The sequence below is a fragment of the Novosphingobium sp. genome (assembly GCF_049240505.1).
In the GTDB taxonomy this organism is placed as follows: domain Bacteria; phylum Pseudomonadota; class Alphaproteobacteria; order Sphingomonadales; family Sphingomonadaceae; genus Novosphingobium.
Genome location: NZ_JBMLSM010000187.1, coordinates 1 through 21,565, shown reverse-complemented (window position 1 = coordinate 21,565; position 21,565 = coordinate 1). Strand labels below are relative to the sequence as shown.

16 protein-coding genes are annotated in these 21,565 nt (G+C 61.9%); 11 read left to right on the top strand and 5 right to left on the bottom strand.

Annotated elements, in window-relative coordinates; translation table 11 throughout:
- Positions 1-6: 6 nt before the first annotated feature.
- The 3 genes from ACOVQ0_RS15175 to ACOVQ0_RS15165 are packed head-to-tail and all read left to right on the top strand — an operon-like array spanning position 7 to position 2,965.
- Entirely contained in the window at positions 7-1,080 is a 1,074-nt protein-coding gene (locus tag ACOVQ0_RS15175; protein WP_421886184.1) for a Rieske 2Fe-2S domain-containing protein, read from the top strand.
- A 25-nt stretch (positions 1,081-1,105) separates the two neighbouring features.
- On the top strand, positions 1,106-1,945 hold the full coding sequence (locus ACOVQ0_RS15170) for an SDR family NAD(P)-dependent oxidoreductase (RefSeq protein ID WP_421886181.1): 840 nt from the start codon (positions 1,106-1,108) through the stop codon (positions 1,943-1,945).
- Positions 1,946-1,957: 12 nt separating this feature from the next.
- Positions 1,958-2,965, top strand: coding sequence for a zinc-binding dehydrogenase (locus ACOVQ0_RS15165; protein WP_421886178.1), 1,008 nt, complete (start codon positions 1,958-1,960; stop codon positions 2,963-2,965).
- On the opposite strand, the gene ACOVQ0_RS15160 is transcribed toward ACOVQ0_RS15165, so the two are convergent.
- On the bottom strand, positions 2,962-3,900 hold the full coding sequence (locus ACOVQ0_RS15160; protein WP_421886175.1) for an intradiol ring-cleavage dioxygenase: 939 nt from the start codon (positions 3,898-3,900) through the stop codon (positions 2,962-2,964). The genes ACOVQ0_RS15165 and ACOVQ0_RS15160 overlap by 4 nt on opposite strands.
- Positions 3,901-4,228: 328 nt before the next feature.
- Here ACOVQ0_RS15160 and ACOVQ0_RS15155 point away from each other — a divergent pair, with 328 nt between their 5' ends.
- From ACOVQ0_RS15155 to ACOVQ0_RS15145, 3 genes are all read left to right on the top strand, one after another.
- Positions 4,229-5,548 carry an MFS transporter gene (locus tag ACOVQ0_RS15155; protein ID WP_421886265.1) on the top strand — a complete coding sequence of 440 codons (1,320 nt, stop codon included), beginning with the start codon at positions 4,229-4,231 and terminating at the stop codon, positions 5,546-5,548.
- The gene (locus ACOVQ0_RS15150) at positions 5,497-7,650 is read left to right on the top strand and encodes an alpha-galactosidase (protein WP_421886172.1); all 2,154 of its coding nucleotides are present in this window, start codon (positions 5,497-5,499) and stop codon (positions 7,648-7,650) included. The genes ACOVQ0_RS15155 and ACOVQ0_RS15150 overlap by 52 nt, the downstream gene beginning before the upstream one ends.
- Before the next feature lie 115 nt (positions 7,651-7,765).
- Complete coding sequence (locus ACOVQ0_RS15145; RefSeq protein WP_421886169.1) at positions 7,766-8,806, top strand: glycoside hydrolase family 68 protein; 1,041 nt, start codon at positions 7,766-7,768, stop codon at positions 8,804-8,806.
- Here ACOVQ0_RS15145 and ACOVQ0_RS15140 read toward each other — a convergent pair.
- Positions 8,803-9,822 carry a LacI family DNA-binding transcriptional regulator gene (locus tag ACOVQ0_RS15140; protein ID WP_421886262.1) on the bottom strand — a complete coding sequence of 340 codons (1,020 nt, stop codon included), beginning with the start codon at positions 9,820-9,822 and terminating at the stop codon, positions 8,803-8,805. The genes ACOVQ0_RS15145 and ACOVQ0_RS15140 overlap by 4 nt on opposite strands.
- Positions 9,823-10,141: 319 nt before the next feature.
- On the opposite strand from ACOVQ0_RS15140, the gene ACOVQ0_RS15135 reads away from it, so the two are divergent.
- The 4 genes from ACOVQ0_RS15135 (at position 10,142) to ACOVQ0_RS15120 (ending at position 16,951) form a co-directional block, all read left to right on the top strand.
- Complete coding sequence (locus tag ACOVQ0_RS15135) at positions 10,142-12,598, top strand: TonB-dependent receptor (RefSeq protein ID WP_421886166.1); 2,457 nt, start codon at positions 10,142-10,144, stop codon at positions 12,596-12,598.
- 149 nt (positions 12,599-12,747) lie between these two features.
- Positions 12,748-14,253 carry a tryptophan halogenase family protein gene (locus ACOVQ0_RS15130; protein ID WP_421886163.1) on the top strand — a complete coding sequence of 502 codons (1,506 nt, stop codon included), beginning with the start codon at positions 12,748-12,750 and terminating at the stop codon, positions 14,251-14,253.
- Positions 14,250-15,623 carry a putative 2OG-Fe(II) oxygenase gene (locus ACOVQ0_RS15125; protein ID WP_421886161.1) on the top strand — a complete coding sequence of 458 codons (1,374 nt, stop codon included), beginning with the start codon at positions 14,250-14,252 and terminating at the stop codon, positions 15,621-15,623. The genes ACOVQ0_RS15130 and ACOVQ0_RS15125 overlap by 4 nt, the downstream gene beginning before the upstream one ends.
- A 2-nt stretch (positions 15,624-15,625) precedes the next feature.
- The gene (locus ACOVQ0_RS15120; RefSeq protein WP_421886158.1) at positions 15,626-16,951 is read left to right on the top strand and encodes a glycoside hydrolase family 32 protein; all 1,326 of its coding nucleotides are present in this window, start codon (positions 15,626-15,628) and stop codon (positions 16,949-16,951) included.
- Here ACOVQ0_RS15120 and ACOVQ0_RS15115 read toward each other — a convergent pair.
- The 3 genes from ACOVQ0_RS15115 to ACOVQ0_RS15105 form a co-directional block, all read right to left on the bottom strand.
- Positions 16,930-17,829 carry an ROK family protein gene (locus ACOVQ0_RS15115; RefSeq protein ID WP_421886154.1) on the bottom strand — a complete coding sequence of 300 codons (900 nt, stop codon included), beginning with the start codon at positions 17,827-17,829 and terminating at the stop codon, positions 16,930-16,932. The genes ACOVQ0_RS15120 and ACOVQ0_RS15115 overlap by 22 nt on opposite strands.
- Positions 17,826-19,331: an MFS transporter gene (locus ACOVQ0_RS15110; protein ID WP_421886151.1), complete on the bottom strand. Its 1,506-nt coding sequence runs from the start codon at positions 19,329-19,331 to the stop codon at positions 17,826-17,828. Before ACOVQ0_RS15110 ends, ACOVQ0_RS15115 begins: the two co-directional genes overlap by 4 nt.
- Positions 19,332-19,475: 144 nt before the next feature.
- Complete coding sequence (locus ACOVQ0_RS15105) at positions 19,476-20,510, bottom strand: LacI family DNA-binding transcriptional regulator (protein WP_421886148.1); 1,035 nt, start codon at positions 20,508-20,510, stop codon at positions 19,476-19,478.
- A gap of 317 nt (positions 20,511-20,827) precedes the next feature.
- On the opposite strand from ACOVQ0_RS15105, the gene ACOVQ0_RS15100 reads away from it, so the two are divergent.
- Positions 20,828-21,565: TonB-dependent receptor plug domain-containing protein (locus tag ACOVQ0_RS15100; protein WP_421886146.1), on the top strand; the 738-nt coding region annotated here is incomplete at its 3' end.

Here is a 21,565-nt window from a genome sequence, read left to right as displayed (position 1 = left end):
GGGGGTATGAGCGGCGAACGTATCCCTGTCCCGAAACTGGGGGCCGAACCACGCGGGAACTATCTGCGCGACACATGGTACGTTGCCGGGTGGGCGGGTGATCTGGGCGAAGAGCCGCAGCAACGAACGTTTCTGGAAGAGCCTGTGGCGCTGTTCCGCGATGGGGATGGCGTGGCGCAGGCGGTCAGCGGGCGCTGTCCGCACCGCTTTGCGCCATTGGGGCACGGCAGCGTGGTTGAGGGAACGCTGCTGTGTCCATACCACGGGCTGCGGTTCGATGGGGCAGGGCGCTGCGTCCACAATCCGCACCCCGGAGGACAGCTTCCCGATGCGCGGCTGCGTGTCTACCCGCTGGTCGAGCGGCACGCGCTGCTGTGGATATGGATGGGCGAGGCGGGCAAAGCCGATCCTGCGCTGATCCCGGACTTTTCGTGGCTTGCCGAGCCGAAGTGGGAAGTGGTGCGTGGCGCAACGGTGGCTGAAGGGCATTATGAGCTTTACAGCGACAACATCCTTGATCTGAGCCACGCCAACTTTGTGCATCCCGCGTTGGTGGCGAGCGCCTTTACCGAAGGTGAGCGCAAGTTCTGGCAGGATGGCGAGAACGTCTATGCGGAATATGTGCGGCTGAACGATCAGCTTTCGGTAGGCATATCGGCGGTGATGGGCACCGAAGGGCAACCGCAGGATTTCTACGGCATGGTGAAGTGGCACGCGCCTGCCGTACTCTATTTCGATTTCCGTGCGGGCGATCCGGGTACGCCGCGCGAAGATTGCGTGACGCTTCCTTCGCTCCACGCTTTCACGCCCGAAACGCCGGATACCACGCATTACTTCTGGGCGACCGCGCGCGATTACAGGCTGGGCGATGCGGAGTTCACCGCCGCCATGCGCGGCGCGCTGGAATTTGCGTTCGAGCAGGAGGACATGCCGATCATCCGCGACAGCCACCGACTGATGCGCGGGGCCGACTTCTGGGAACTGCGTCCGCTTATCCTTGGCGGTGACGGTGGCGGTGTGCGCGCAAGGCGCATGTTGCAGCGGTTGATCGAGCGGGAAAAGCAGCGCGACGCTGCATGACACCTTACAATAATTGAGGATACCGATGGGAACGCTAGACAGGTTCGATATCAAGGGGCGCTCTGCGCTTGTTACTGGCGCTGCTTCGGGCATCGGTCTTGCCTATGCCGAGGCGATGGCTGAGGCGGGCGCAGCAGTGACGCTGACCGACATCGACGGCGAAGGCGCCGAACGCGAAGCGGCACGGCTGCGCGATGAAGGGTACGAAGTGCGAGCCGACCGGCTTGATGTTTCGGACTGGGATCAGGTCGTGGCCGCGTTCGATGCTCATGCGCAGGCCTATGGCGGGCTGGACATCTGTTTTGCCAATGCGGGGATCGATACGGGCGCGGGCTTCTGGAACCCGGCGGGGCACCGCAATCCCGACGGGCAGGTCGATACCTATGACCACAAGCGCTGGGAGCGATCGATCCAGGTGAACCTCAACGGCGTGTTCCACACCGTGAGCAACGCGGTGCGGATCATGAAGCAGGAAGGTCGCGCCAATGGCCGGACAGGTGGTTCGATCATCACCACGGCTTCGAACGCGGGGTTGGTGACGGAGCCGATTGTCGGCCTGCCCTATATGCCGGCAAAGGCGGGCGTGCTGCACATGGTGCGCGCGCTGGGGCTGGAACTGGCCGAGTTCGGTATCCGCATCAACGCGATTGCGCCGGGGCCGTTCGTGACCAACATCGGCGGGGGGTGGCTGAAGAAAGACCCCGTGGCCCGCGCTGCGTGGGACGCCATCGTGCCATTGGGACAGGTGGCCGAGACAGATCAGCTGAAGCCGCTTGCGCTCCTGCTGGCCTCGGATGCTTCCGATTACATGACCGGCAGCCACTGCGTGATCGATGGCGGCATGATGCTGGGCAAGTACAAGTAGGGAGCCTGAACGATGCGCGCCGCCGTCATGCAAGGCCTGCACAAGCCGCTTGCCATCGAAACCGTCGACGATCCGACGCCGGGCGAGGGCGATGTGGTGGTCAAGGTGGGCCGCTGCGGCATCTGCGGGTCAGACCTGCACATGACCGAAGACCCCGCCTATGGACAAGGCGCAGGATCGGTTCTGGGCCATGAGTTCGCGGGCGAAGTCGTGGCGCTGGGCAAGGGTGTGGAAGGGCTTCGGACGGGTGATCTCGTGTCGGTCATCCCGCTCAAAAGTTGCGGGCATTGCCATGCCTGCCGGGCAGGCGCCGTGCAGTGGTGCGAAGCGTTCGGGCTGCAGGGCGGCGGCTATGCCGAATATGCGTTGACCCGACCGAACCAGTGCGTGCGCTTGCCGAAGAGCGCGAGTCTGGCCGATGGTGCCATTGTCGAGCCGCTGGCGGTGGCTTTGCATGGTGTGGCGTTGAGCCGCATGACCATCGGCGACAGGGTGCTGGTGCTGGGGGCTGGGCCGATTGGCCTTGCCGTGGCGTTCTGGGCGCGACGTTTTGGCGCTGGCCGGGTGGTTGTGCAGGATCTTGCCGAATGGCAGCGCGAACGGGCAATGCAGATGGGCGCGCATGACTTTGTAGTCGATGCAGCCGACCCGGTTGGCAGCGCCGAGCGCGCGTTGGGTGGCAAGACCGATGTGGTATTCGAATGCGTTGGAGTGCCAGGCCTGATCGCGCAAGCCGTGGATCAGGTGCGCAACGATGGCACCATTGTGCTGCTGGGCCTGTGCACGCGGCCAGACACGTTTAACAGTTTTGCCATGCTTTCGAAGCAGGTGAAACTGGTGACATCGGCGTTCTTCACCCGGCAGGAGTACGAAGCCGCGCTGGACGCGCTGGATCGCGGAGCGGTGGAGCCGCGCCTGCTGGTGACCGACACCATCGCACTGGATGCGACTCCGCATGTGTTCGAGAGTCTGCGCAAGCGCACGCACCAGTGCAAGGTGTTGATCGACCCGTTCGGTTAGGTGGCGATGCCGATTGTCGTGGTTGCGGTGTAGCCCGCTGAAACCGAGCCGGTCATCGTCGGCGTCATCACCGCAAGCTGCGCACTGGTGGCGTCGCTGAAGATGTTGTCGCTGGCGGTCGAATTGTTGCCATTGTTGTAGTTGCGCAGGCTCGTGGCGTAATCGCTGGTGGCATAGACGGCAGCGCAGACCGCGTTGGGGATGGCAAACTGCGATATCAGGCGCGCGAAATTGCCATTGGTGGCGTTGGCGAGGCTTGAGAAAACCTCGAAGTGGATATGCGGGTAGCGCCCGTTGTAGCAGCCGGGCACGACGAGCGTGAAAGTGGCCTGTCCGTTCGCATCGGTTACCTGAACGCCGCGCAGGTAGCTTTCGTTGGGCAGGTTGTACAGCGAGTAGTTGCCGTCCTTGTCGCAACACCAGATGTACAGGGCATAGCCTGCAAGCGGAGTGCAGCCGTTGTTCACATCGACCACGGTGATCGTGAAGGTCATCGTAACGCCGGTGGCTGTGGTAGTGGACGAACCGACGAAGCTGGAGCGAATGTCGCTGCGCACCACGCCTGTGGCGGTAAGGGCATTTGATGTGAGGCCCGACGAGGTGTTCGTCCCGTCCGCAGGGTAAGGACCGTTGGTTTCGCTCGAAGGGGCGGTACAAGTGCCGGATGTTGCTGTCGCCGTTGCTGTGGCGGTTGCCGTGGCCGTAGCGGTCGCCGTTGCAGTGCTGGTCGTCACGGTCGTGGCGGTGGTTGATGCTGCGCCTTCATTACCACCGCACCCGAACAGCAGAGCGCTGCCGCCTGCCGATCCGAAAAGGGCGAGCGCGCGACGGCGCCCTACCCGCAACTGTTCGATCCGGGCAAGGTCTGCCGCGAGGCCTTCATCGGCGTGATCGTGCGCGGTGCCTGCGCAGGTATCGATTGATTGTCTGTCCATGTCCTGTCGTTCCCTTCCCGATGCTCTCAATCCAAACGGAGCACGCGTGGATACCCTTCGGTCGTCAGCAGGCAGGGCTGGGAAAGAGGGCGAAAGCGGTTGAATTGAGAGCACAAATTTTTGCATCAAAATGCTCAGTCAGGATTTGCAATCGATTGTTGTCATTAGGCGCGGGCTGTGGCATGACGTTGCCGAGGCCATTCAAGCCGGAAAGGCAAAGGCCCTGTGGGAGAGTACGATCGTGACCTTCAGCAGCAGTCATGATGGCAGCGGACAGGCCGCAGCAACAGCGATGCGGCCTCATTTGCCGCTTTCGCGTATCCTGGAAATGAACCTCGGCTTTCTCGGTCTGCAATTCAGCTTTGGTTTGCAGCAGGGCAACATGGGGCCGATCTACAGCTTTCTTGGGGCAGATGAATCCCAGCTTCCGATGCTGCAACTGGCGGGGCCGATCACGGGCCTCTTGGTTCAGCCGATCATCGGCGCGATGAGCGACCGCACGTTGAGCCGGTGGGGCCGTCGCACGCCGTATTTTCTGATCGGGGCGGTGCTGTGCTGCCTTGGCCTGTTCTTCATGCCGCTTTCCAGTTCGATCCTGATGGCGATGTCGCTGTTGTGGATACTGGACGCGGGCAACAACATCACGATGGAGCCATATCGTGCCTATGTCTCGGACCGGCTGAACCCGGACCAGCGGCAGGCGGGTTTCCTTTCGCAAAGTGCGTTCACCGGCCTTGCGCAGATGCTGGCGTTCCTCACGCCTTCGCTCCTGGTGGGTTTCGGGATGAGCCGCGATTGGGTGGACGATCACGGCATTCCCTATACCGTGCGGGTGGTGTTCATGATTGGTGCCGTGCTTTCGCTGGCAACGATCGTTTGGTCGGTTCTGCGCGTGCCGGAACTTCCGCTGACGCCGCAAGAACGGGATCATATTGCAGCGCAGCCAAAGGGCGCATGGGCTACCTTGCGCGAAATTGGCGAGGCCATTGTGGAAATGCCTGTGGCCATGCGCAAGCTGGGGTTGATGAGCCTGTTCCAGTGGGTAGGCATGTCGGGTTACTGGACTTATGCGGTCTACTCGATGAGCCGTACCGTCTATGGCACGGCAGACGTTCATAGCGGTGCGTTCCGCGAGGCTGTGCTGACCAATGGTGAAGTGGCTGCGTTCTACAACGCGGTGTCGTTCGTAACGGCTTTTGCGATGGTGCCGCTGGTGCGGCGCATCGGACCGGGGCCGCTTCATGCGCTGTGTCTGTTTGTGGGCGGGGCGGGCATGTTTGTGCTGCCCGGCATTACCGACAAGGCGCTGCTTTTCCTTCCGGCTGTGGGCATCGGCCTCGCCTGGGGCAGCATCATGGGCAATCCCTATGCGATCCTCAGCAATTCCATCCCGCCGCAGCGGACGGGCGTATACATGGGCATTTTCAACATGATGATCGTTATCCCGATGCTGATCTTCGCGGTGGTGATGAGCCGTCTCGACCTGGGCTTCGTGTCGATCGGGTTTGATGCCTACAAGCTGGCGCTGGGCAATGATCCCCGCAACATGCTGATGTTCTGCGGGGTCTGCCTTGTGCTGGCAGGTCTTTCCGTACTGTGGGTGCGCGAAGGCAGGGTGAGCGCGATGCCGCAGGCGGTGGCAGCCTGATGGCCAGCGCGATTGCCTTGCACGCAGGAACGGGGTCGCTGGTGTGGGAAGCGCGGGCGGGCGCGCCGCCTGTGTGGCGGCATTGCGGGCCGCGTGTTTCGGTTGATGCGGTGGAAGCGCTGGCTGCGCAACGCACGGCGGCGTCCTATTCGATGGATGCGGACGTGCCGCTGGATGTTGCGCCTGTGGGCGGGCAGGGCTGGTTCGGACCGGAAATGGTGCGGGCACGGGCCGCTGATGGTTCGGCGCTGACGGTGTGCTTTGATCATGCAGAGGTGGTGGCGGATGCCGCGCGCGTCCGCTTTGTGCTGCGCGACGATCTGGCGGGCGTTGCTCTTGAACTGGAATACGAGGCTGTCGGTGCGGCATTCGTATGCCGAACAGTTGTGCGCAATATCGGCGCTGCAAACGTCGATTTAGATTGGCTGGCCAGCGCCATGCTGCCGATCTCGGCAGGTGCGCGCGAGATCGTGTCATGGCGCGGGCGGCACAACGCCGAACTGGTGGAATGCCGTGAGCCGATGCCGCAGCAGGCCTGGGTGCGCGAGGGGCGGCGGGGGCTGTCCGGCCACGGCGGGCCGGGCGGACTGTTCGTGCTGGACGAGGGAGCGACATTCGACACTGGAACCGTGCGCGCGCTGCAACTGGCGTGGTCGGGAGACAGCCGTATCGCGGTGGAGCGCGATGACGAGGGGTTCTGGCTGCTTGTCGCCGGGGCCGTGTTGCAACCGGGCGAAGTGCGGCTTGCTCCCGGTGAAGCTTGGGTGTCACCCGACGCTATCGTTGCCATTTCCACCGCTGGACGCAACGGTGCAGCGGGGGCCATGCATGATGCTGTTCGGGCGCGGCTGCGCTGGCCGGACGGTGCAATGCGGCCACGACCGGTGCACCTCAATTCGTGGGAAGCGTGCTACTTCGATCACGACGAGGAGCGCATCGTCGCATTGGCCGAGGCGGCGTCCTTGGTCGGCGTAGAGCGGTTCATTCTGGATGATGGCTGGTTCCGCGGGCGCAACGATGACACGGCAGGGCTGGGAGACTGGACCACCGATCCGGCCAAGTACCCTCGCGGGCTGCGGCCATTGGCAGAGCGGGTCAATGCGCTGGGCATGGAATTCGGCCTGTGGGTAGAGCCGGAAATGATCAATCCCGATAGCGATCTCTACCGCGCGCACCCGGATTGGGCACTGGCGAGCGAGGGACGGGCAAGGCCAACTGCGCGCAACCAACTGGTGCTCGACATGCGGCGGGCCGATGTGCGCGATTATCTGTTCGATTGCCTTGATGCGCTGCTGCGTGATCTGCCGATCACTTACCTTAAGTGGGATCACAACCGCGACCTGTCCACTGCGGGAGGAGCGGCGCAGGTGCGGGGATGCTATGACCTGCTGATGCGGGTGCGGACGGCGCATCCGGGCGTTGAGATCGAGGCCTGCGCAGGTGGCGGTGGACGCAACGACGCGGGCATGGCGGACTATTGTCACCGCTATTGGACCAGCGACAACATCGACGCTGCAAGCCGCATCGGCATCCAGCGGGGGTTCCTGTCATTCCTTCCGCCAGAAGTGATGGGATCGCACATCGCGGCCAGCCCCGCCCATGCCACAGGACGGCGGCACAGCTTGGGCTTTCGCGCTGCTATGGCAATAACCGGTCACCTTGGCGTGGAGATGGACCCGCGCACGCTTGACGATGCTGAGTGTGGCGAACTGACCAACTGGATTGCCTTTTACAAGCAATGGCGCGGCCTGCTGCACAACGGGCAGGTCTGGCTGGGCGAGGGGGATGACGGACTGGTCTGGCAAGCGCAGGGCCGCAGCGACGAGGTGCTGCTCTTCGTCATCCGCGATCAGCCGCCGCAGGACAGGCGGCCGCAACCCCTGCCGCTGCCTTTCGCCGGGCAGAGCGGCACGTGGGAGGTGCAACTGCTGCACATCGCCGGGGGCCAAGGCGGCCACGCCGCGCACATCGCACCGCTGCACGAAGCCATGCGCGTCACGCCGCAGGTATTCGCGTCTGATTGGCTTTCTGCCAATGGCCTGCCGCTGCCCCCCGGCAAGGCGGAAACTGTAACCCTGTTCCACTTGCGCAAGCGCGCCTGAACGCCCCTCTGGAAAGTTTGTCATGACATCTGCTCCACCCCCAGTTCAATCGATTGCCGCATATGGAGCAAGCCGTTGGGCACCGTCCGGGTATGGCGACCTGCCACGTATCCCTTTGATCGGCCAAGGAGATGTCGTTCGGCTGTTCGATGATCTGGATCTTTGGGACTGCTGGCCGCTGGCGCATGAAGATGGGCGCACCGTGCGCCACATGGATCGCCAGTGGTGGTTCTTCCTTTCCGCTCCGGTGTTCCCCGACCCGGTGCAGCGGCATGGGCACGCGCGTATCCGGCTGTTGTCGTTGGGAGCAGATGGCTGGCGCGATCATGGCAATGCCTTTGCCGATGCGTTCACGCCCGGAAGCCGGGAATGGGCCGGTTGTTGCGTATTGATGGATGATGGCGAAACGGTGCAGCATTTCTTCACTGCGGCGGGCCGTCGCGGTGAAGCGCATGAAACTTGCGAGCAGCGCATGTTCCTGGCCATTGGCAGCTTGACCGCGGATGGTCCCGGCGATTGGCAGGCTCCGCGCGAGATATTCGTGGCCGATGGTCAGCGCTATGTTCTTGATCGGCAGGACATGGGCACGCCGGGTCTTATCAAGGGATTTCGCGATCCGGCATGGCTGCGTGATCCCGCGACAGGCAAAGCCCACTTGCTGTTCACGGGCAGTGCGGCATGGTCAGACCACGCTTTCAACGGGAACATCGGCATTGCCACATTCGATGGCCGCGAATGGGTCTTGGGTGATCCGTTGATCGAGGCGATTGGCGTCAACAATGAACTCGAAAGGCCGCATGTGATCGTGCGGGACGGGCGCTACTACCTGTTCTGGTCGACCCAGACCCATACGTTCGCACCGGAAGCAGTGGCCGGGCCGAACGGACTCTACGGTGCGGTTGCCGATAGCCTTGCCGGGCCGTGGCATCCGGTCAATCAGGGTGGGCTGGTGGCGGCTAACCCAGACGCCGAGCCGAAGCAGTCCTACAGCTGGTGGGTAACCGGCGAGGGCGAGGTGTGGAGCTTTGTCGACTATTGGGGAATGCAGGGCCGCACTACGGGGAGCCATCCCGAATTGCTGCGCAGCAATTTTGGCGGAACGCCTGCGCCCCGATTCACACTGTGCTTCGAAGGCGATAGCGTCACGATAGGTTAGGCGCTTTCGCGCAGCACCAGTTCGGGCTGCATTACAGTGGAGGGGGCATCTTCTCCTGCAATGCGGCGACGCAGCGTTTCCACCATTGCCCGGGCACCGGCGGCGATATCCTGCCGCACGGTGGTCAATTGCGGAACCATACGCTGTGAAAGCGGCAGATCGTCAAAACCGGTAACGGCCACACGTTCGGGCACGGAGATACCGCGTTCGTGAAGCAGGCGGATCGTGGTCATCGCGATGATGTCCGAAGCGCAGACGATGCCGTTCACGTCATTCCCCAGTTCAGCAAGATGAGCGTCGATCTGGCTGGCCATCTCGTCGCTGGCAAGATGCGTGGGGAATGCACGCAACGTGGCCTGAGGCGACCCTGCAAGCGCCTGCTGCGCACCGGCGAGCCGATCTGCGATTTCCGGGCCTTTGGTATCGCCAAAAAAGGCGAGGCGCGTGGCTCCGCGATCCAGCAGGCGCTGTGCGGCAAGGCGGCCACCGGCAGCATTGTCAACGCCTACGGTGCACTGCACCTGCCCTTCGTGATGGCTGCCCCAGACGACAAGTGGTTTGTAGTACTGGGCAACCCGCTCGATCGCTTCGGTCTGGTTCGACTGGCCGATCACCAGCGCGCCATCCAGCATTCCTGAATCCACGATCCGGTCCAGCCATTCATCATCGCCGGGGATGACGCGCGAGAGCATCAGATCCTGCCCGCTCTCGGTCAGCTCGTCAGCCAGATAGCCGAACAGCGTCATGAAAAAGGGATCGGAAATGTGCTGACGCCGCTCGTGACCCAGCGGGATGACCACACCGATTACGCCCGTTTGCTGCGTCCGCAGTCGTCGCGCCATCTGGTTAGGGCGAAAGCCATATTCGCGGGCAAGTGCCTGAATACGTTCGCGCGTTTCCTTGTTCACCAGCGATTTGTCGGCAAGGGCGCGCGATACGGTGCCGGCCGAAACGCCCGCAAGGCGCGCCAATTCAGCGATATTCCTGATCTTGCCGGGCTTCTTGCCGTCTTCCATGTGCAATCGACTATCCCGTCCGGTGTTGGTCCACGCATTCACGCGCACCGTTTTCGGCTGTGTGATGCGTTGCAACCGACGGTTCTGTCAACCGCATTGGGCGCGCCATTCATGCGCAGGATGACGGCCATGTTGCACTGAAGTCACGTTTGGATCGATCGTTTGCAATCGATTGCTATTTTTGTTGCAAACGATTGTTGGTGGGCGTATTCAAACGATGACTGATTCCTGCAAGCTATGCAGGAGCTTCTTGGTGGGAGGATTTATGAAGCTGTCTCCATTCCATGCCTGTGCCTCATTCATTGCGCTTACGGCAGCAATGATCGCTGCGCCGGCAATCGCGCAGGATGCTGCACAGGCCGATACGGCTGAGGCTGTTCCCGAAGCGGTGGGTCTTGATGCCATCGTTGTTACCGCATCGGGCCGTGACAAGACCCAGCTGAACAGTGCGATTTCGGTAAGCTCGATCTCTGCCGATACAATTCAGGCGATCCGGCCAACGTCGGAAGCCGAAGTGTTTCGTGCCATTCCCGGCATTCAGGTTGCGGGCACGTCAGGGCCGGGCGGCAACTCGAACATCGCTGTACGCGGCCTCCCGGTTGCCACGGGCGGTTCGCCTTTCGTGCAGATTCAGGAAGATGGCCTGCCAACCGTTCTGTTCGGCGATATCCAGTTCGGCAACAACGACTACTGGACACGTTTCGATGCGTCGGTGGCGAATGTTGAAGGTGTTCGTGGCGGTTCGGCAGGCACCTTTGCCTCGCAGGCGCCCGGTGCGGTCATCAACTACATCAGCCACACCGGCAAGCAGGAAGGTGGCTACGTTTCCGTCAGCCGCGGTCTTGGCTACGATGAAACCCGTGCCGATTTCCGCTATGGCGGTCCGATCAGCGACACGCTCTATTTCCATGTCGGCGGCTTTGTGAAAAACGGTCGCGGCCCTCTCAAGGCAGACTATACCGTCTCGGATTCGTTCCAGATCAAGGGTAGCCTGACCAAGGAATTCAACGAAGGTCGCGGCTATTTCCGCTTGCTGTTCAAGGCGGCCGATACGCAAGAGCCGAATTATACCGGCGCACCGGCGCTGGCTACGATCAGCGGCAAGAAGGTCACGAACATTCGCCCCTATCCGGGGTTTGATGGACGCGAAGCTTCCAACTACTCGGTCTACAATCAGGACTTTCTGATCTATAACCGCGAGGGCAACCTTGAGCGGGTGAAGATGGACGGCATCACCACCAAGGCGACATCGTTCGGCGGGCAGTTCCACTACGATTTCGATGGTGGCATCACCGTCGATAACAACATGCGCTACACCGATATGAGCGGCGCTTTTGCATCGCCGTTCCTCAACACGGCGCGCACTTCAACAGTCCTTGGCTCGACCGTCAATGGCCGGACCGTCGCGGCAATCCGGTATGCGAGCGGTCCAAAGGCGGGCCAGTTGTTCACAGATACCTACCTCGACAACAACGTGAATGTCCGTACCAATATCCGTGACATCGGCAGCTTCGCCAATGACCTGACGCTGGCAGGCAAGTTCGATGTGGCTTCGGGCAAGCTGACCACCCGCGCCGGTCTGTTCTACATGAACCAGAAGATCGCGATGGACTGGCACGTCAACAAGTCGCTGCGTGAACTCAATGGCGACAACCCCTCGCAGCTCGACCTGTTCGACAACGCGGGCAACAAGCTCACGCAGGCTGGCACCTCAGGCTACAACAACAACTGGGGTGAATGCTGCGCGCGTGACTACGATCTGTCCTATGCCAACACCGCACCCTACGTTGCACTGGATTTCGATCACGATCAGTTTGGCATTGATGGTTCGGTGCGGTTCGAACGCGTCAAGGCCAGCGGTTATGCCATCGGTGGCGGCAGCGAATTCAACATCAACAGCAATGGCGTGACTATCCCGGCGATCACCAGCAACGGCACTCGCGAGAACCTGAACTACACCCGCAGCTATACCTCGTGGACTGTCGGCGCGCTGTTCAAGGCTACGCCGAATGTCACGATCTTTGCCCGCACATCGCGCGGTGGCCGCTTTAACAGCGATCGCCAGACGCTGGGCGGCAAGATCCGAAACGATGGAGCGCTTTGCACATCTGGCGATATCGGTCGCAATGGTTGCACGGCGGACGGTGTTACGCCGTCGGTCGACTTCGTGACGCAGCACGAACTGGGTGTGAAGAGCCGTGGCGACCTGCTGGGCGGGCGGTTCACGATGGAACTGACGCTGCTCCAGGGCAACTTCAAGCAATCCACGTTCGAGCTTTCGGCAACGCGCTGCCCCGGCGGAGCAGGTGGTTGCGTGATCGACGCAAAGTTCAAGTCCACGGGCGCAGAGTTCTTTGCGACTTATCGCAACGGCGGCTTCAGCTTCACCGGCAACGCAACCTATTCCAAGGCCAAGCGTCAGTCGGCAGGGGCAACTTCGTTCACACGGTCGCCCAATCTGCCGGACCTGATCTACACCGCGTCGGCCAACTATGACTTCGGCGATATCGCAACGCTCGGCCTCGCCATGACGGGGCAGACTAGCGCGATCGACGATGGCGGGTTCGAATATCCGGGTAAGGCGATCTTCAACCCGTCGCTGCGTGTCTATCCGATGCAGAACCTCGAACTGGGCCTTCAGGTCTATAACGTGTTCGACACGTTCGATCTGCGCGGCAACGGCGGCATTGCAGATGCTTCGGTGACGCCGACGGTAATTGGCGGTGCGCCTGCGCTAGGTCGCACGGTCTCGGCGTCGGTTCGCTACAACTTCTGATGATGGTGGGAGAGACTGCAGCTGCGGTCTACTCCCACCACTTCGGGTCGCAAGAGAAAGGGCGGAGCGCAGCTGTGCTTCGCCCTTTCATTTCAATATCGCCGCAAGAGCGATAGGACTGGCAAGTTCCCAAGGAGAGGCACGAGCGCATGAGCAATCCCGACCTGATGATCCGCTCCATTGCCATTGTCGGCGGCGGTACCGCAGGCTGGATGACAGCGGCTGCGTTGGCGCAGGCCTTGCGGCATAACTGCAGCATTACACTGGTGGAATCCGACGAGATCGGCACCGTGGGCGTGGGCGAGGCAACGATTCCGCCAATCCGCACCTTCAACGAAACCTTGCAGATCGACGAGCGCGAATTTGTCCGCAAGACGCAAGGGTCGTTCAAACTGGGCATCGAGTTTGTCGACTGGGGCAGCTTGGGCAATCGCTATTTCCATCCCTTTGGCCCGCATGGCCGGGCGTTCGATATCGTGAATCTGCACCACTACTGGTTGCGTGCACGAGAGGCGGGAGAGACAGCTCCGCTGGACGATCATTCGATGGCGTGGGCGCTGGCAAAGGAAAACCGCTTTGCCCCGCCGATGCCCGATCAGCGCAATGTGCTTTCGACGTTTGACTACGCCTATCATTTCGATGCGGGCCTCTATGCCCGGTTCCTGCGGGAGTACTCCGAAGCCAAGGGTGTCGTGCGTGTGGAGGGCAAGGTTGCCAGCGTGCAGCAGGACGCGCAGACCGGCTTTGTAAATGGCGTAACGCTTGATGATGGACGCGCGGTTGAGGCCGAGCTTTTCATCGATTGTTCCGGCTTTCGCGGCCTGCTGATCGAAGGCGCGCTTAAGGCTGGCTATGAGGATTGGACGCACTGGTTACCCTGCGATCGCGCGATGGCGGTGCCTTGCGAGAATGCTTATCCGCTAACGCCCTACACCCGATCAACCGCGCGTGAGGCAGGATGGCAATGGCGCATTCCGCTGCAACATCGCACCGGCAATGGCTATGTCTTCTGCAGCCAGTTCCTGTCTGAAGATGAGGCTGCAGCAAAGCTGTTGTCGCGGCTCGATGGCAAGGCACTGGCAGACCCGCGTCCGCTGCGCTTCGTCACCGGGCGGCGCAAGACGTTCTGGGAAAAGAACGTGATTGCTGTGGGGCTTTCCAGCGGATTTATGGAGCCGCTGGAATCGACTTCCATCCACCTGATTCAGGCTGGAATTTCCAAACTTCTGGCGCTGTTTCCTGATCGCACATTCGATCCGATGGTGATCGATGAATACAACCGCATCGCCGTGAACGAGTTCGAGCGGATCCGCGACTTCATCATCCTGCATTACAAGCTGACCGACCGCAGCGATTCCGAACTGTGGCGCTATTGCGCGGACATGGACATTCCCGACACTCTCCAGACCAAGATAGATCATTTCCGCCGCTATGGCCGATTGGTGCAGAGAGATGCCGATCTGTTTGGGCCCCCATCCTGGCTGGCAGTTCACATCGGGCAAGGCAACATTCCCGAACGCACCGATCCACTGGCGGATTATCGTGGCGTGGACGGGCGCGAATGGCTGGGCAAATTGAGGGCAGCCATGCACCATGCCGCCTTGCAACAGCCCACGCATGAACAGTTCATTTCGGCCAACTGCAAAGCGGTATGACTGACGCGCAGGCTTTGTTGCAACGCGCTGTGGCGCTGCGTGACGAACAGGACACGGCAGGCGCACTTGAAGCCATCCTCGGCGCAGCCAAACTTGCGCCAGGTGACGCTAATGTCGCTCTAGGTGTCGCTCAGGTTTCGTTCGAAGCGGGGCTTCCTGCAGCCGATCTCTATGCCCGCGCCGCCGAGTTGGCGCCCCATCGCATCGACCTGCAGCGCAGCCGCGCAACGGCGCTTGGCGCTGAAGGGCGACAAGGTGAAGGTGAGGCGTTGCTTGAAAACTTACTCACCGCGAACCCGGCGTGGATCGATGGACATCGCTGCCTGTGCGCGATGCGGGCAACGGCAGGCGAGGCAGACTTCGCGCGCAGCTTTGCGCTGGCAGTGGCGCGCGAGCCGGAGAACTTTGGGCTGCGCATGGCGTGGTTCCACGTGCTGGCGACGGCGAAGGCGTGGGAGGCGGCAAGCGGCGTAATCATGGCAGCGGAAACAGCGCTGGGTGAACGGCAGGCCTCGCTGCTAGGAAAGTTGTTTATCGCCAGCGAGAGCGGCGAACGGACGGATGATCCGGCCCTGTTCGACGGCGTGGATCATGTGCAGGACGTTGGGCTGGACCTTGCGCGGGTGCGGCACTTTCTGCGCGGCGGACAGGTGGAGCGCGCTCGCGACGTTTGCTCAAGACATATGGGGACGCCCTCCATGCGGGCATTCTGGCCCTATCTCTCGCTGGCATGGCGGCTGCTGGGCGATCGGCGGGCGGACTGGCTCGATGGCGGAATGCGCCATGTGCGGAGCTTCGATCTGGACTTTACGCCGGAGGAACTGGCGGAACTGGCCGCAATGCTTCGCGGCCTGCACACAATGCAGCAGCCCTACCATGAACAGTCGGTCCGCGGCGGGACACAGACGGAAAGGCCGCTTTTGCTACGCATTGATCCGGTGATCGCCAGGGCGCGTAGCAAGATCGAAGGTGCGGTGAGGGCATACATTGACGAACTGCCCGAACCCGATCCCGCACATCCGTTGCTCGCAGCGCCGCGCGGGCGGTTTCTGTTTGCGGGGAGTTGGTCAGTCCGGCTACGGCCCGCCGGATTTCATGCCGTCCACACGCATCCGATGGGTTGGATAAGCTCCGCGCTTTACGTTACCGTGCCTGCAATGGACGCGCTCGGCGCGCCGCCCGCCGGACGTCTGCAGTTTGGCGCCCCGCCGCCCGAACTTGGCTTGCCCCTTGAACCTTATGGCGAAGTCATGCCCAGGCCCGGCAGGTTGGCGCTTTTCCCCTCAACCATGTGGCACGGCACGGTGCCGTTCGACGATGGCGAGCGCATGACGATCGCCTTCGATGTCGTTCCCCACCCGAAAGTCTGAAAATGCGCCCGCGCTATCATTATGCCCCTGCGGCCAACTGGCTGAGCGATCCCAATGGCCTCGTCTGGCAGGATGGCGAATGGCATATGTTCTATCAATACAATCCATTCGGCGAGGACTGGGGGCATATGTCATGGGGGCACGCCGTCAGCTCCGATCTGGCGCAGTGGCAGGAACTGCCGGTTGCGCTGGCCGAGGAAGACAGCACAATGATCTTCTCGGGTTCTGCCGTGATCGACGCTGGGGGCAGTGCCGGGTTTGGGCATGACGCAATGGTTGCGATCTACACCGGCGCGCGCACCGATCGGCCTCATCAGTTCCAGTGCATCGCAGCCAGCACGGATCGCGGTCGCAGTTTCGCCAAGTTTGCGGGCAATCCCGTGCTCGATATTCAGATGGCTGATTTCCGGGATCCGAGCGTGTTCTGGCACGCCCCGTCAGGGCAATGGATCATGGTGGTCGTGCTTTCGGACGAGAACCGGGCGCTGATCTATGGTTCGACTAACCTCAAAGCGTGGCGCGAACTTTCGGAGATTCCGCGCGACGGGGCGCCGGGGCATCTGTGGGAATGCCCGTTCCTCGTCGAACTGCCGATAGAAGGTACGGACGAAACACGCTGGCTGTTCAAGGTTGATGTGCTGTCGGGCGCGCCGGGATCAGGGGCGCTTTACCGGTTAGGCGAGTTCGATGGCACGCGCTTCGTGGCAGAAACCGGATGGCAGATCGCAGATCATGGTGACGAGTTCTACGCCGCGATTGGCTGGACCGATCCGCGCGATGCACAGGGACGGCCTGCGTGGATTGGCTGGATGGGCAATCACGCCGTGCAGAAACACTTGCCGCCGCAGGGGTGGCGCGGCGCCATGAGTGCGCCCCGGCGGCTCTCGTTGCGGCGTGAGAGCGAAACACTGCGTCTGGTGCAGGCCGTTGAGCCATCCTGCCTTGAACTGTTCGGTCCGCGTGAAACGCTTTTGTTGAACGAAGGCTGTCGTCCCGTGGCAGCGGCCAGCGTTCTTGAACTGCCGGAAAGCGCTGGCTGGTCATTTACGTTGTCAGACGATGCAGGCCGCCGCCTTTCGTGCAGCCTTGCCGATGGCAGGCTTATTGTCGAACGACACGATCCGATCACGCCCCAACTGGCCCATGTCAGCGCGATGGATGTTTCATCCGATGCGCCGGTGCAGGTGCTGCTCGACACCGGCAGCATCGAAGTGCTCGCCAGCGGCGGAGCGGACTGCCTGACCTTGCAGCACAGGCTCGCAGGCGAAGCCTTTGCCTTGCGCGGTAAGGGCGCGATGACTGTGCGCTATCTTGCTGTGAGTGCCTGACGCCCCAGTTCGATAGCCCCGGTGATGCCTGCGTCATCACCAAGACCGGGCGTGACTATGTAGTTTTCAAGGCCCGCGTCCAGACGGGGATGGCTGACATAGCCGTTCAGTCTGGCAGCAGTTTCGCGGCGGACAGCTTCGATCAGACCCGGTGCCTTCATGACGCCACCGCCGAAGATCAACCGGTCCGGCATGTGCAGCAGCACCAAGGTGCTGGCGAGGTGGGCGATGTAGGAGGCGATCAGGTCGGTTTCGTCGGCACCCAACTGGTCGAGGCTCTTGCCCCAGCGGCGGTCGATGGCCGGGCCGCAGGCAAGACCTTCAAGGCAATCGCCGTGGAACGGGCAAATGCCACTGAAGGGATCGCGCGCTGCATCGCGCGGCGGCACGATGTGACCGCTTTCAAAGTGCGAAATGCCCATCAGCGATCGCCCGTCTTGCACCACGCCGGTGCCAACGCCGGTGCCGATGGTGGTATAGGCCAGCGTGCGGCAGCCTTGCCCGGCACCGGCCATCCATTCCCCGATAGCGGCACCGTTCACATCGGTGTCCACGATGATCGGAGCGCCAAAGCGCCCCAACGCATCGTGAAAGCGCGCGCCCTGCCAGCCCGGCTTTGGCGTGGTGGTAAACGTGCCGTAGGCGGGTGACGCGGGATCGATGTCTATCGGGCCGAAGCTGGCTATGCCGAATGCCGCGATGGCACCATGTTCGGCGCTGGCCTGCGCGAAAAAGGCCTGCATTGCGGGCCATGTTTCAGCGGGGGTGTTGGTCGGCATTCGCTCGCGCGCCAGGATTTCCCCTTCCTGCGTGGCAAGGGCGAGGACGAATTTGGTGCCACCTGCTTCGACGGCACCGATCAGGCCTGTGCTGCTCATGCTGCATCCTTTGCGTTTTCGCGTACCAGTGTCATTGCTGCGGCTGCCAGCGCCATCATCAGCGCGGCAACAAGCATGGTCCAGCGCGGCTCTCCGGGGAAGAAGCTGCGCATGATCCCGCCCATCAGCGTGGCCACAACCAACTGCGGTATCACGACGAAGAAGTTGAAGATTCCGATGTAGATGCCGAACTTGCGCGGCGGCAGTACACGGGTGAGGATGACATAGGGCATCGACAGCACTGATGCCCAGGCCACGCCCATCCCGACCATCGGCAGCAGCAGCGCATGGGGATCGCGGATCAGCAGCAAGCCCAGAAATCCACCTGCACCGCACAGCAGGCCAACAGCATGTGTTGCCGCATTGCCGATGCGCCGGGCCAGCGCTGGCAGGAGAAACGCTGCCACGATGGCCACACCATTGTAGAACGCGAACATCACGCCCACCCAGTCCGCACCTTCGTTGTAGGCGGCGCTGGCAGTGTCTGCTGCGCCAAAAGCCTGCGCGGTGACGACAGGGGTGGTGTATATCCACACGATGAAGAAGCCGATCCAGGTGAAGAACTGCGCAAAGGCGAGCTGCTTCATCTGCACGGGCATCTGCGCAAGGTCCGACACGATATGCGCCAATGCGCCACGCGCACCGGTTGCCCGAACGCCGATCTGGATCGTGCCGAACAGGGCCAGTCCAGCGCCAAGGATGTAAAGCTGCTTGTCGAGATCCAGCGCGGCGACGAGCGCCAGAAGCATCGCGCCTCCCATGACCCACAACGGACCGGAGCGCGGGTGAACGAGTGGTTCGTGCTGCGCGGCATCATCGTGATGCGGGCCGTGCCCTTCGAATGCGGCCATCTCTTCCGGTGCGTATTCGCGTACGCGCAACACGGTCCATCCGACGCTCAGCACGATGGCCGCTGCGCCCAGATAGAAGCTGAAGCATACTGACGGCGGAATAGTGCCATCCACCGAGGTATTGGCGATGCCGAGCCAGTTGAACAGCGCGGGCGCAAGGCTGCCCAGCACAGCGCCCGCACCGATGAAGGCAGTCTGGAAAGCGAATGCCTGTCCGCGCTGATCATGCGGCGTCATATCACCCGCAAAAGCCCGGAACGGTTCCATCGCCACGTTGAGCGATGCGTCGAGCATCCACAGAAACGCGGCGGCGACAAGCAGCACCCCGGCGCTGGGCAGACCGATCAGCGCGAGAGCAGCCAGAACAGCTCCGGCAAGGAAATAGGGGCGGCGGCGGCCAAGGCGGCCCCATGTGCGGTCCGAATAATAGCCGATCAACGGCTGCACCAGCAGGCCGGTTACCGGCCCCGCGATCCATAGAAACGCCAGATCATCGACCGAACTGCCAAGCGACTGGAAGATGCGGCTGACATTTGCATTCTGCAGCGCAAACGCGATCTGGATGCCGAAATAGCCGAAGCTGATGTTCCACAGGCCCCAGAAGCCCTGCCTTGGCTTGTCCGTTGCGACTGGCCCTGAAAATACAGTCATCTCAACTCCCCGATCACGTCTGACAGTTGCCGGGTGCCGTCTTCTGCGGACCTGTTTTGCAGCATCATTGTGCAGCGACGTTGCAGAATCCGCGTGCCGCTGCAATCGATGCGCATACGAATACCATGTCAAGGCAGTGTGAAATCAGCCACCAGTGCTGGCGCGCACCACCAGTCTTGCAGGAAGAACACGCGGATTGGGAGGGCGCCCTTCCACTTGTGCCAGTACGCATTCGACCAACGCTTCTCCGGCAAGGCGGATGTCCTGCATCAAGGTGGTCAGTGGCGGGGAGGTGAAAGCGGCAGCTGGGATATCATCGAACCCGACCACGGCAACATCCTGCGGAATTGAAAGCCCTGCCTCGGCCAAGGCGCGCATCGCGCCGATGGCGATCAGGTCGCTCGCGGCAAAGATTGCATCGAAACCGGCGTTCCGTGCCAGCAACTCGCGCGCCGCATTGTATCCCAGTTGTTCGTTTGAAACCGCATCGACAACAAGGTTTCGATCCGGCTCCAGCCCGGCCGTGGCGATCGCCTTCACCAGCCCGGCATAGCGCTGCTCGAATTCAGGATAATGCGAATCCGCCTGCCCGAGAAATGCAATCCGTTTGCGCCCGCGCGCCAGCAGATGCTCCCCGGCAAGGCGGCCCGCGCCGAAATTGTCGGACCCCACGGTCGCGCCGATGGTTCCCTGATCGACCGACCCCCAACGCACGAAATGCGTGCCCGACCGGATCAACTGGCGCAGGCGCGGTTCGTAAGCAGTATAGTCGCCATAGCCGAGCAGGATCAGCCCGTCGGCGCGGTGGCTGTCCTGATAGCGCTTGTGCCAATCGTCATCCAGCTTCTGGAACGAGATCAGCAGATCCAGCCCGCGATTGGCGCAGTGCCGCGTGATTGAGCCAAGCATCGCGAGGAAGAACGGGTTAATGTTCGATTCATCCGGCGTCGGGTCTTCAAAGAACAGCAGCGCCAGCGTATTCGACCGCTGGCTGCGGAGCGAAGAGGCGTTCTTGTCGACTGTGTAGTTGAGTTGCCGTGCAATCGCCTCGATCTTTTGGCGGGTAGCGAGGCTGACCGATTTGCTGCCCCGCAAGGCGCGGCTGACTGTCGGCTGCGATACGCCGGCCAGATAGGCAATGTCGAAGCTCGTCGGCTTGTTGGAAGGCCTGCGCCCCATGTCTCCGTCTCTCCCGCTGCGCGGTGTGATCCCGTCGCTAGCCAAATCGGAGTGTATGCGTGATCCACGGCTCATGCAATCGCTCGTCCTCAATCGCTTGCAACCACCGGGTTTTACGTTGATTCCGGGCGCTTGGAAGTGTTGCAAACAAGCTTCATCTGAAACCAATCAACGCATAGTATACGTATGCCATATTCGCCCGACAGCACCGATACCTTAGGACGAATTGCGAACGGAAGCCCGATCAACCGGGGCCGTGATTTCCGAAGCAAGGTTCGAAGGTCGGCGCTGTCCGCCTCGGGGGAGTGAGTTTCAAAATGGCAATTCGCACATTCACCGCTGCTGCGGGCGCGTCGCTTGCAGCAATGACTATCGCACTGGCGGCAAGCCCTGCGCTGGCACAGGACGCCTCTGCCGAAGCGCAGGCTGCCCCTGAAGAGGAGCAGGCGATCGTCGTCACCGGCTTCCGCGCAGCACTGGCAACGGCGGTCAATACGAAGAAAACCTCTTCGGTGATCGTGGAATCGGTTTCCGCCGAAGACATTGGCCGCTTGCCCGATGCCTCCATCGGTGAATCCATCGCCCGCCTTCCAGGCCTCACCACGCAGCGGCTGTTCGGTCGCGCGAATTCCATCGCCATTCGCGGATCGAGTGCAGACCTTTCATCGACCACACTGAACGGCCGTCCGCAGACATCGACGGGTGAACAGCGCAACGTCGAATTCGATCAGTTCCCTTCGGAAATCGTCAGCCGCGTGGATGTTTACAAGGCGCCGCAGGCCAACCTCGTCCATCAGGGGCTGGTCGGCACGGTCGATATCAAGACGATCCGCCCGCTGGAATTCGGCAAAGGCCTCGTCTCGTTCGGCGGGCGCGGGACTTACACCGACCTTGGCAAAGTGAATACCGACAGCAACGAGTTCGGCTACCGTGCAACCGGCACCTATGTTGGCCAGTTCATGGAAGACCGGCTCGGCGTGGCACTGTCGGCGGCCTACACTGACGAACCGTATCAGGCGCAGGAGTTCGAAGCCTGGGGTTATGCCGATGGTCCG